Annotated in this window: 8 protein-coding genes; 5 read left to right on the top strand and 3 right to left on the bottom strand. The window is 66.1% G+C overall.

The features are described 5' to 3' along the window. Positions 1 to 40: 40 nt before the first annotated feature. The 4 genes from J2W68_RS06140 to J2W68_RS06125 all read left to right on the top strand — a co-directional run bounded on the left by J2W68_RS06140 (position 41) and on the right by J2W68_RS06125 (position 4,916). Positions 41 to 2,299 carry a methyl-accepting chemotaxis protein gene (locus J2W68_RS06140; protein ID WP_310233671.1) on the top strand — a complete coding sequence of 753 codons (2,259 nt, stop codon included), beginning with the start codon at positions 41 to 43 and terminating at the stop codon, positions 2,297 to 2,299. Between the two features lie 90 nt (positions 2,300 to 2,389). Further along, the gene (locus tag J2W68_RS06135; protein WP_310233670.1) at positions 2,390 to 3,262 is read left to right on the top strand and encodes a CheR family methyltransferase; all 873 of its coding nucleotides are present in this window, start codon (positions 2,390 to 2,392) and stop codon (positions 3,260 to 3,262) included. Beyond that, a complete protein-coding gene (gene cheD, locus J2W68_RS06130; RefSeq protein WP_310233669.1) occupies positions 3,259 to 3,858 on the top strand; it encodes a chemoreceptor glutamine deamidase CheD in 600 nt (199 codons plus the stop codon). Before J2W68_RS06135 ends, cheD begins: the two co-directional genes overlap by 4 nt. Beyond that, complete coding sequence (locus J2W68_RS06125) at positions 3,855 to 4,916, top strand: protein-glutamate methylesterase/protein-glutamine glutaminase (protein ID WP_310233667.1); 1,062 nt, start codon at positions 3,855 to 3,857, stop codon at positions 4,914 to 4,916. The genes cheD and J2W68_RS06125 overlap by 4 nt, the downstream gene beginning before the upstream one ends. Positions 4,917 to 5,066: 150 nt before the next feature. Here the strand turns inward: J2W68_RS06125 and acnB are convergent, their stop codons facing one another. From acnB to J2W68_RS06110, 3 genes are read right to left on the bottom strand one after another with little or no spacing between them, the layout of a single operon-like run. Beyond that, on the bottom strand, positions 5,067 to 7,658 hold the full coding sequence (gene acnB / locus J2W68_RS06120) for a bifunctional aconitate hydratase 2/2-methylisocitrate dehydratase (protein ID WP_310233666.1): 2,592 nt from the start codon (positions 7,656 to 7,658) through the stop codon (positions 5,067 to 5,069). A gap of 47 nt (positions 7,659 to 7,705) precedes the next feature. After that, on the bottom strand, positions 7,706 to 8,107 hold the full coding sequence (locus J2W68_RS06115) for a type II toxin-antitoxin system VapC family toxin (protein WP_310149344.1): 402 nt from the start codon (positions 8,105 to 8,107) through the stop codon (positions 7,706 to 7,708). Next, positions 8,104 to 8,376, bottom strand: a complete 273-nt coding sequence (locus tag J2W68_RS06110; protein ID WP_310233664.1) for an AbrB/MazE/SpoVT family DNA-binding domain-containing protein — start codon at positions 8,374 to 8,376, stop codon at positions 8,104 to 8,106. The genes J2W68_RS06115 and J2W68_RS06110 overlap by 4 nt, the downstream gene beginning before the upstream one ends. A gap of 320 nt (positions 8,377 to 8,696) precedes the next feature. On the opposite strand from J2W68_RS06110, the gene acnA reads away from it, so the two are divergent. Next, entirely contained in the window at positions 8,697 to 11,462 is a 2,766-nt protein-coding gene (acnA, locus tag J2W68_RS06105) for an aconitate hydratase AcnA (protein WP_310233662.1), read from the top strand. The last annotated feature ends 243 nt before the right edge of the window (positions 11,463 to 11,705 follow it).

The raw sequence follows: 11,705 nt of genomic DNA, 5'->3' as shown, positions 1-11,705 counted from the left end.
TCGTCTGGTCACTCCACCGCTACTCCACTCGGACTCCGTCATGAATGCATTTCTGCAGCGCTACAATGTAGGTCGCCGTTTGGGAGCGGCGTTTGGAATTCTGATTCTGCTGTCTGCGGCGCTGGTCGCCGCCGGCATCAGCACCATGTCTAGCGCGCGCGCCGAGTTGGACAACATCGTCAAAGTGAACGTCGAGAAGACGCGCTTGAGCAATGCAATGCTCGACGCGAATTCGGACATCTTTATAGCGCTCGGCGCGTTGGTCATCGTCGCCAGCGAGGAATTGAACGAGCAAGCACTGTCCACCATCCGCGATGGCCGCCAGCGTTACCAGGACGCACGCGAGGGGCTCGAGGCCTATCCGGCCGACGATGCGGCGCGCAAGCTCCGCGCCGCGATCGACGGCCATCGTGAAACGGCGCGTGAAATCAACGACCAAGTCATAGCGCTTGCAGGCGAGAATAGAAACGAAGAGGCGCAGGCACTTCTCACCGAACGCGCCCGTCCGGCCATGCAGACCTGGCAACACGAGATCCAGGAGAACGTGGCGCTGCAGACGCAGCAGACCGAACAGTCCTATGTCCAGGCCACCCAGGCAATGAACCGCGGCCGGACCCTGTTTCTGGTGGTCGGTGCGTTGTCCGTAATCATCGGCATCCTGCTGGCCTTCGCCATCACGCGCAGCCTTACCCTGCCGCTGGCCCGCGCCACCCGCGTGGCCGAGGCCATCGCCGAGGGGCGTCTGGACAGCGACGTGCGTACCGTTGCACGCGACGAAACGGGTCGCCTGCTGAACGCGATGCAGCAGATGCAGACACAGCTGCAGCGTTTCTCCACGGAAACCTCGCAGATGATCGTGCTGCATGCCGACAAGGACATGACCCACCGCATGCCCGAGGATTTCCCCGGCGTGTACGGCGAGCTGAGCAAGGGCGTCAACACCATGATGTTCGAGCATCTGGACGCCATCGTCGATGCGATCGCGGTGCTCAACGAGTACGCCAACGGCGACCTGCGCCGCGATGCCCGGCGCTTGCCCGGCAGCCGCGCGGTCCTGCACCAATCGATGGATGCGGCCAAGTCCAGCCTGATGTCCATCAATACCGAGATCAAGCGTCTGGCAACGGCCGCCGCCGCAGGCGACTTCAGTGTGCGTGGCGACGAGCAACGCTTCCAGTACGACTTCCGTGTGATGGTCGAAGGCCTCAACCAGTTGATGACCACTGCCGATGGCAGCCTGCAATCGCTGTCCGTGGTGCTCAAGGCCATTGCCGAGGGCGATCTGACCGTCGGCATGGATGGCGACTTCCAGGGTGTATTCGCCCGGATGCGCGACGACGCCAACGCCACCGTCGCCCAGCTGCGGGACATCGTGGGCACCATCAAGAACGCCTCCGGCGCGATCAGCACGGCGTCGTCGGAGATCTCCTCCGGCAACAACGACCTGTCGCAGCGCACCGAGCAGCAGGCCGCGAACCTCGAAGAGACCGCAGCCTCGATGGAGGAACTCACTTCCACCGTGCGCCAGAACGCCGACCACGCGCGTCAGGCCAACCAGCTCGCCATCGGCGCGGCTTCTGTCGCCTCGCAAGGTGGCGAGGTGGTGAGCCAGGTCGTGACGACAATGGCCGACATCGAGCAATCCTCGCGCAAGATCGGCGACATCATTTCGGTCATCGACGGCATCGCTTTCCAGACCAACATCCTGGCGCTCAATGCCGCAGTCGAAGCGGCGCGCGCCGGTGAGCAGGGTCGCGGCTTCGCGGTCGTCGCCTCCGAAGTGCGCACGCTGGCCCAACGCAGCGCTGCAGCCGCCAAGGAGATCAAGGGCCTGATCGACGATTCCACCAGCAAGGTCTCAAGCGGCGCGTCGCTGGCCGGCCAGGCCGGCAAGACCATGGCCGAAATCGTGTCCTCGGTGCAGCGTGTCACCGACATCATGTCGGAGATCGCCGCGGCCTCGCAGGAACAGGCCTCGGGCATCGAGCAGGTCAACCAGACCATCACCCAGATGGACGAGACCACGCAGCAGAACGCCGCGCTGGTGGAGGAAGCCTCGGCTGCGGCGCGCTCGATGGAAGAACAGGCTGCGGCGCTGACCCAGACCGTCTCGGTGTTCCGCATCGACGCCACTCAGGCAGCCGTCCGCGCGGTTGCACCGCGCCCGCTCGCGGCAGTCAGCAAGTCGTCGCCGCCCGCTGCGGCCCCGGTCCGTCGCGCAACGGCATCGGCGCCGGCTCGCGTCACCGCATCGAAGCCGGCGCTCGCGGTCGCCGAGGCCGACTGGGCCGAGTTCTGAGCCCACTCGCGTCATCGCGCACCCGGACGGTCAATTTCCGGCCGTCCGGGTCGATAACTCAGTAGATCCCTTGTTCGAGACCCAGGTGACATGGCTGCCAACCTTCTGCCCCACTCGCCTGTCGGCAATCGCGATTTCGTGTTTTCGGAGCGCGATTTCCGCCGTGTCTGCCAACTGATCCACGACCGCGCCGGTATTGCCCTGGTCGACAGCAAGCGCGACATGGTCTACGGCCGTCTGTCGCGGCGCCTGCGCGCGCTCGGTCTGACCGAGTTCGGCACCTATCTCGACCAGCTCGAGCGCAACGTCGACGGCGAGGAGTGGCAGGCGTTCACCAACGCGCTGACCACCAACCTCACGGCGTTCTTCCGCGAGCCGCACCATTTCGAACATCTCCACGAACAGCTGGCCGCGTCCGGCGCATCGCCGCGCACACCGCTGGCGTTGTGGTCGTGCGCAGCCTCCACGGGCGAGGAGCCCTACTCCATCGCCATCACCGCCTGCGAGGCCTTCGGCACGATGACGCCGCCGGTGCGCATCCTTGCGACCGACATCGACACCCAGGTTCTGGCGACCGCGCAGCGCGGCGTGTATCCGGTCGAGCGCGTTGCCGGGCTGGATGCGGAACGTCGCCGCCGGTTCTTCCAGCGCGGCACCGGTCCCAACGAGGGTCACTGCCGGGTGCATCCTGCCCTTCAAGCGCTCATCGATTACCGCCCGCTCAACCTGCTAGCGCCGCGTTACGACATCAGCGGGCCGTTCGCGGCGGTGTTCTGTCGCAACGTGATGATCTATTTCGACAAACCCACCCAGCGCGGCATCCTGTCGCGCCTGGTGACCCACATGGACGCCAACAGCCTGCTGTACACCGGTCACTCGGAAAACTACCTGCATGCGGCCGACCTGATCCGACCCTGCGGCCGCACCCTGTACCGCCGGAACTTTGGAACGGAGGCGGCATGAGTCGCGCCGCGCTGCACGCGGACGATGTGCTGCGATACCGGGACCCGCAATTCAAAGTGCCGGCGGCCAAGCTGCTGCCCACGCAATACCTCGTGGTCGATGACGGCACCGCGCTGGTGACCGTGCTCGGCTCCTGCATCGCCGCCTGCGTCCGCGATCCGCTGCTGCAGCTGGGGGGCATGAACCACTTCATGCTGCCCGACGGCAACGTCGGCGACGGCGCGCCTGCACGCTACGGCAGCTATGCAATGGAATTGCTGATTAACGAACTGCTCAAGCGCGGCGCCAGTCGCCGTCGCCTGGAGGCCAAGGTGTTCGGTGGCGCGAATGTGCTCAAGGGATTCACCTCGAATCCGGTCGGCACGCGCAATGCCGAGTTCGTGCTCGCCTATCTCCAGGCCGAGCAGATCCCGGTGGTGGCCGAGGACCTGCGCGGCATCCATCCGCGCAAGGTCTGGTTCTTCCCCGACACCGGCAAGGTGATGGTCAACAAGCTGCCGCACGCACACGAGGCCGAGGTGGTCGCCGCCGAAACTGCCGTGCGTGCGCGCCTGTCGAAGACGCCGGTCAGTGGCGGCGTGGAGCTGTTCGAATGAGCCGTTGCCGCGTCCTTGTGGTCGACGATTCCGCCGTCGTCCGCCAGCTGCTCACCGAAATTCTGGACCAGGATCCGGATATCGAGGTCGTCGGCAGCGCCGCCGATCCGTTGCTCGCACGCGAGAAGATCAAGCGGCTCAACCCCGACGTGCTGACGCTGGACGTCGAAATGCCGCGCATGGATGGGCTGGCGTTCCTCGAACACCTGATGCGGCTGCGACCGATGCCCGTGGTGATGGTGTCCTCGCTGACCGAGCGCGGTGCCGACATCACCCTGCAGGCGCTGGCGCTGGGCGCTGTGGATTTCGTCACCAAACCCAAGCTCGACCTCGCCAACGGCCTGACCGAGTACGCCGAAGAGATCACCACCAAGGTCAAGGCCGCGGCGCGTGCGCGCGTGCGCCCGGCTGCAGCTGCGGCGGCGCCCCAGATCGTGCGCGCCGAGGCGCCACGCATCGTGGCTCCGGTGGCCACGCGCTACCGCACCACCGACAGGTTGATCGCGATCGGCGCATCCGCCGGCGGCACCGAAGCGATCCGCGTCGTGCTGGAACAGATGCCCGCCGATGCACCGGCGATCGTGCTGACCCAGCACATTCCCGCGAGTTTCAGCCGTCCGTTCACCGAGCGGCTGAACAAGCACTCGGCGATGCTGGTCCGCGAAGCGCGCGACGACGAGATGATCCTGCCCGGTCACGCCTACCTGCCACCCGGCGACCACCATCTGCGGGTCGTCCGTGATGGCGCCCGCTGGCGCTGCAAGCTGGACCCGGGCCCGCCGGTGAACCGTCATCGGCCCGCGGTCGACGTGCTGTTCCGCTCGGTCGCGCAGAACGCGGGTAGCAACGCCGTTGCCGCAATCCTGACCGGCATGGGCGACGACGGTGCGCGGGGTCTGCTGGAACTGCGTCAGGCCGGCGCTGCCACGCTGGTGCAGGACGAGGCCACCAGCGTGGTGTGGGGCATGCCGGGCGCCGCGGCGCGCCTGGGCGCGGCGCAGGAGATCCTGCCACTCGACGCCATCGCGGCCCGCCTGCTGGCGCTCGCTCGCGAGTAGCGCGTCGGCGGCGGATCGGCGCACCAGATCTGACGACGCGGCCATGGCGCGGAGCGCGCGTCCCACCATCCCGCAGGCACGCATCACCAAAGCGCAGATACGAAAAACCCGGCACACGGCCGGGTTTTTCGTGTCCGCAAACCGCTGCCGTCAGGCGGCGGTCTTTTCGCCCGCGTCCACGTACTCCGAAATCTGGTCGAAGTTCATGTAGCGGTAGATCTCGGTCGCCGACGCATCCAGCACGCCCACGTCGGCCATGTACTCGGCCTTGGTCGGAATGCGCCCCAGACGCGAGCAGATCGCGGCGAGTTCCGCCGAGCCCAGATACACGTTCGAGTTGCGGCCCAGGCGGTTCGGGAAGTTGCGGGTGGACGTGGAGAACACCGTCGCGCCTTCGCGCACCTGCGCTTGGTTGCCCATGCACAGCGAACAGCCCGGCATTTCCATGCGCGCACCGGCGGCGCCGAAGGTGCCGTAGTGGCCTTCCTTGGTCAGTTCGGCGGCGTCCATCTTGGTCGGCGGCGCGACCCAGAGCTTGGTCGGGATGTCGCGCTTGCCTTCGAGCAGCTTGGACGCTGCGCGGAAGTGACCGATGTTGGTCATGCACGAGCCGATGAAGACTTCGTCGATGACCGCGCCGGAGACTTCGGAGAGCGTCTTGACGTCATCCGGATCGTTCGGGCACGCGACGATCGGCTCGTGCACGTCGGCCAGGTCGATCTCGATGACCGCGGCGTAATCGGCATCGGCGTCGCCCTTGAGCAGCTGCGGATCGGCGAGCCAAGCCTCCATCTTTTCGATGCGGCGCTGGATCGACCGGGCGTCGGCGTAGCCTTCGCTGATCATCCACTTCAGCATCACGATGTTCGACGTGATGTATTCGATGATCGGCGCCTTGTCGAGATGCACCGTGCAGCCGGCCGCGGAACGCTCCGCCGAGGCGTCGGACAGTTCGAATGCCTGCTCGACCTTCAGATCCGGCAGGCCTTCGATCTCGAGGATGCGGCCGGAGAAGATGTTCTTCTTGCCCTGCTTGGCGACGGTCAGCAGACCGGCCTTGATCGCGTACAGCGGAATCGCGTTGACCAGATCGCGCAGGGTCACGCCGGGCTGCATCTTGCCCTTGAAGCGGACCAGCACCGACTCCGGCATGTCGAGCGGCATCACGCCGGTCGCGGCCGCGAACGCGACCAGGCCAGAGCCCGCCGGGAACGAGATGCCGATCGGGAAGCGCGTGTGCGAGTCGCCACCGGTGCCGACGGTGTCGGGCAGCAGCATGCGGTTGAGCCAGCTGTGGATGATGCCGTCACCCGGACGCAGCGAGATGCCGCCGCGCGTGGAGATGAACTCCGGCAGCGTGTGATGCGTCTTGACGTCGACCGGCTTCGGATACGCAGCGGTGTGGCAGAACGACTGCATCACGAGATCGGCGCTGAAGCCGAGGCAGGCGAGGTCCTTGAGTTCGTCGCGCGTCATCGGACCGGTCGTGTCCTGCGACCCCACCGAGGTCATGCGCGGCTCGCAATAGGTGCCCGGACGTACGCCCTGGCCTTCCGGCAGACCGATCGCACGGCCAACCATCTTCTGCGCCAGCGAAAAGCCCTTGCCGGTATTGACCGGCTGCTGCGGCAGGCGGAACAGTTCCAGCGTCGGCAGGCCCAGCGACTCACGCGCCTTGGCCGTCAGGCCACGGCCGACGATCAGCGGAATGCGGCCACCGGCGCGCACTTCGTCGAACAGCACTTCGGACTTGACCTGGAATTCGGCGATCACAGTGCCGTCCTTCAGCGCCTTGCCGTCGTAGGGACGCAGTTCGATCACGTCGCCCTGCTCCATCTGCGACACGTCGAGTTCGATCGGCAGCGCGCCGGCATCTTCCATCGTGTTGTAGAAGATCGGCGCGATCTTCGATCCCAGGCAGACGCCACCAAAGCGCTTGTTCGGAATGAACGGAATGTCCTCGCCGGTCCACCACAGCACGCTGTTGGTCGCCGACTTACGGCTCGATCCGGTACCGACCACGTCACCGACGTAGGCGACCAGATGGCCCTTGTCCTTGAGATCGCGGATGGCCTGGATCGGACCGCGCTTGCCGTCTTCTTCGGGTTCGAACGCTGCACCGTCGCGCGTGTTCTTCAGCATCGCCAGCGCGTGCAGCGGGATGTCCGGGCGCGTGGTCGCGTCGGGCGCCGGCGACAGGTCGTCGGTATTGGTCTCGCCCGGCACCTTGAACACCGTGAGCGTCATCGACTGCGGCACTTCCGGCTTGCTGGTGAACCACTCGGCATCGGCCCAGCTCTGAATCACGGCCTTGGCATTCGCGTTGCCGGCCTTGGACTTCTCCTCGACATCGTGGAACGCATCGAACACCAGCAGCGTGTGCTTGAGGGCTTCGGCGGCGATCGCGCCGACGTCCGCGTCGTCGAGCAGATCGACCAGCGGCTGCACGTTGTAGCCACCGAGCATCGTGCCCAGCAGCTCGGTGGCGCGCGCGCGGGTGATCAGCGCACTGCGTTCGGTGCCGAACGCGATCGCGGCCAGATACGAGGCCTTGACCTTGGCGGCGTCGTCGACGCCCGCGGGCACGCGGTGGGTCAGCAGGTCGAGCAGGAAGGCCTCTTCACCGGCCGGCGGATGCTTCAGCAGTTCGATGACGTCGGCGGTCTGCTGGGCGTCGAGCGGCAGCGGCGGGATGCCCAGCGCTTCGCGCTCGGCAACGTGGTGGCGGTAGGCTTCCAACATGCGGGCAACTCCAAAGTCTTGTTCGTGTAGTACCGGGAAAACCGGTCTCAGGCCGACGGTACGATCAGCTTGAGACCCTTGAAATATGTGCGGAAGAACGCGTCGTCGCGGGTGATCAGCCCATTGCACTGCAGCAGCGCATGCGCACCCACCAGGAAATCGCGCGAGGGGCGGCCGGCGATATCGCCGCGCTGCCAGGAACGTCGCTGCATCTCGCCGGCGCGCAATGCCGACTTGGCTTCGATCGCCGAAAAACGCACGCCCATGTCCTCGAGCACCGCCATCGTCTCTGCGCCGTCGTGCAGCGCGCCACAGATCTCGGCCAATGCGACATCGCAGACGACGACCGGGCCCGCGCTCAAGTGCTGACGCAGGCAGGCCTCGGCGGCGTCGGCTTGCGGGCCGTCGGCCAGTAGATCCACCAGCACGGGCGCGTCGACGGCGATCACCGGTCGGCGTCTCCATCCGCCGCGACATCGGTCTCGACGTCAGCAGCCGGCTGGCCACGCACCGCGCGCATCGCCGCGTCGGTGTCGTCGAAGCCTTCCAGTTTGAAACGGCCGCGGGCGCGCGAGACGGCGTCGTCGACGCTCTTGCGCAGCACGATGCGGCTGCCTTCCAGTTCAACCTTCAGGATCGTACCCTTGCTCAGGCCCAGCGCATCGCGCACGGCCTTGGGCAGGGTGATCTGGCCACGCTCGGCGACGGTGGCTTCCATGGCGGATTCCGGTTCGGTATGCGCAGATTATACATACCTGACTGCGCATACCCAAGCCGGGTACTAGGGATGGCACTCGCGCCGATGCGGTAGTGAAGCCGCGCGTGACGCCTGCCGTGCCGGCTCCTGCCGCACTCCCAGAACACGATGCATCCCGGCGCGAGCACAAATCCGCCACGTGGATCGGCCTACACTGCGCGGATCGATCCGCAGGCCGCCGATTCGTTCCGCCAATCGGCAGCCGTCGCATCGAACCCGTCCCCGCACGCTGTGACCGCCACGCGCCGTCATCGCCAGCACCCCGCGACAGGAGCCCACGAATGACCGATTCCTTTTCCACCCACGCCGAACTCGAAGTTGGCGGGCGCCGGCTGAAGTACGCCAGCCTGCCGGCGCTGGGCAAGCAGTTCGACATTGCCCGTCTGCCTTACTCGATGAAGATCCTGCTCGAGAACCTGCTGCGCCACGAGGACGGCGAGACCGTCGCCGCGCACCACATCGAGGCGGTGGCGAAGTGGGATCCGAAGGCCGAACCGGACACCGAGATCGCCTTCATGCCCGCGCGCGTGGTGCTGCAGGATTTCACCGGTGTGCCCTGCGTCGTCGATCTCGCCGCGATGCGTGACGCGGTCGTGCGTCTGGGTGGTCGCCCGGAACAGATCAATCCGCTGATCCCGTCGGAGCTGGTGATCGACCATTCGGTGCAGGTCGATGTGTTCGGTCGCCCGGATGCGCTGGATCTCAACGGCAAGATCGAGTTCCAGCGCAACAAGGAACGCTACGGCTTTCTGCGCTGGGGCCAGAAGGCGTTCGACAACTTCAAGGTGGTGCCGCCCAACACCGGCATCGTCCACCAGGTGAACCTCGAGCATCTCGCCCGCGTGGTGATGACCGCCGAGCGTGAGGACGGCTCGACCTGGGCATACCCGGACACGGTGTTCGGCACCGACTCGCATACCACGATGATCAACGGCATCGGTGTGCTCGGCTGGGGCGTGGGCGGTATCGAGGCCGAAGCCGCGATGCTCGGCCAGCCCTCGTCGATGCTGATTCCGCAGGTCGTCGGCTTCAAGCTCAAGGGCCGCATGCCGGAAGGCGCGACCGCGACCGATCTTGTGCTGACGGTCACCGAGACGCTGCGCAAGCACGGCGTGGTCGGCAAGTTCGTCGAGTTCTTCGGCGAGGGCCTGCAGCATTTGCCGCTGGCTGACCGCGCGACGATCGGCAACATGGCGCCCGAATACGGCGCGACCTGCGGCATCTTCCCGATCGACCAGGAATCGCTGAACTACCTGCGCCTGTCGGGCCGTAGCGAAGAGCAGATCGCGCTGGTCGAGGCATACGCGAAGGCGCAGCAGCTGTGGCACGAACCCGGCGCGCCCGAAGCCGAGTACAGCAGCGTGCTGGAACTCGACATGGGCGACGTGCGTCCGTCGCTGGCCGGCCCGAAGCGTCCGCAGGATCGCGTGCTGCTGGAAAATGTGCAGCAGAACTTCCGCGACAACGTCGGCCCGCTGATCGCCAAGCGCAGCAAGGCCAGCAGCGAAGACCCGCAGGTCGACCGCTTCGAGAAGGAAGGCGGTGGGCAGCCGCAGGCCGAGCGCCTCGCCGCGCGTCCGGTGTCGCGCATCACGCTCGATGATGGCGAACACGAACTGACTGATGGCTCGGTGGTCATCGCTGCGATCACGTCCTGCACCAACACCTCCAACCCGGCGGTGATGCTCGGCGCCGGCCTGCTCGCGCGCAACGCCGCGGCCAAGGGCCTGAAGGCCGCGCCGTGGGTCAAGACCTCGCTCGGACCGGGCTCGCTGGTGGTCACCGACTACCTCGAGAAAGCCGGCGTGCTCGACGATCTGGAGAAGCTCGGCTTCTACGTCGTCGGCTATGGCTGCACGACCTGCATCGGTAACTCCGGCCCACTGCCGGACGCGGTGTCGAAGGGCATCGCCGAGAACGACCTGGCGGTGTCGGCGGTTCTTTCGGGCAATCGCAACTTCGAAGGCCGGATCCACGGCGAAGTGAAGATGAACTATCTCGCCTCGCCGCCGCTGGTCGTCGCCTACGCGATCGCCGGCACGGTGGATATCGACCTGACCCACGATCCGCTGGGCAAGGACGCGGACGGCAACCCGGTGTATCTGCGCGACATCTGGCCGACCAACCAGGAGATCGGCGACTTCATCGCCAAGACGATCGGGCCGGAAATGTTCGCCAAGAACTACGCCGACGTGTTCAAGGGCGACACGCGCTGGAACACGATCGAATCGCCCGACGGCGATCTCTACGCATGGGACGAGGCCTCGACCTACATCAAGAATCCGCCCTACTTCGATGGCATGACGATGGACGTTGGCAGCATCGACGACATCCACGGCGCGCGGATCATGGGCCTGTTCGGCGACTCGATCACGACCGACCACATCTCCCCGGCCGGCAACATCAAGGGCGACTCACCCGCGGGCCGCTTCCTGCAGGACCGCGGCGTGCAGCCGACCGACTTCAACAGCTACGGCTCGCGCCGCGGCAACGACGACGTCATGGTGCGCGGCACCTTCGCCAACATCCGCATCAAGAACCTGTTCTTCGGCGGCGAGGAAGGCGGCAACACGCTGTACTTCGGCGACGGTGAACCGGAGAAGCTGTCGATCTATGACGCCGCGCAAAAGTACAAGGCGGCCGGCGTGCCGCTGGTGGTGTTCGCCGGCAAGGAATACGGCACCGGTTCGTCGCGCGACTGGGCGGCCAAGGGCACCAACCTGCTGGGCGTGAAGGCCGTGATCGCCGAGAGCTTCGAGCGTATCCACCGCTCCAACCTCGTCGGCATGGGCGTGCTGCCGTGCAGCTTCCGCAACGGCGACAACGCACAGAGCCTCGGTCTGGACGGGTCGGAGACGGTCGAACTGACCGGTCTTGAGAACGGCAAGTCGAAGACCGCGCAGATCGTCGCCACACGCGCGGATGGCACGGAGATCCGCTTCGAGGTCGACGTGCTGCTGCTGACGCCGAAGGAAGTCGAGTACTTCCGCCACGGCGGTCTGCTGCATTACGTGCTGCGTCAGTTGGCGGCGAAGAAAGCCGCCTGACTCCGGATCGGGCGGAAGCCCGGCCCGCCGTAGCACGGCGGGCGTTCGCCCGGCGCGCGAAGCGATGCTTCGCAAGCGCGCCCGGCTTACCCACAGTGGCGGTCTGCTGCATTACGTGCTGAGGCAGTTGGCGGCAAAGAAGTCAGCCTGATCGGAATAGGAAAGGCCCGCAGATGCGGGCCTTCCTTTTTCTGTAGGAGCGCGCTTGCGCGCGAAAAACGTCGCCGGGAAAGCCCCTTCGCG

Source organism: Luteimonas terrae, from assembly GCF_031457535.1.
GTDB lineage: Bacteria > Pseudomonadota > Gammaproteobacteria > Xanthomonadales > Xanthomonadaceae > Luteimonas > Luteimonas terrae_A.
This window is presented reverse-complemented; position numbering and strand designations above follow the sequence as displayed.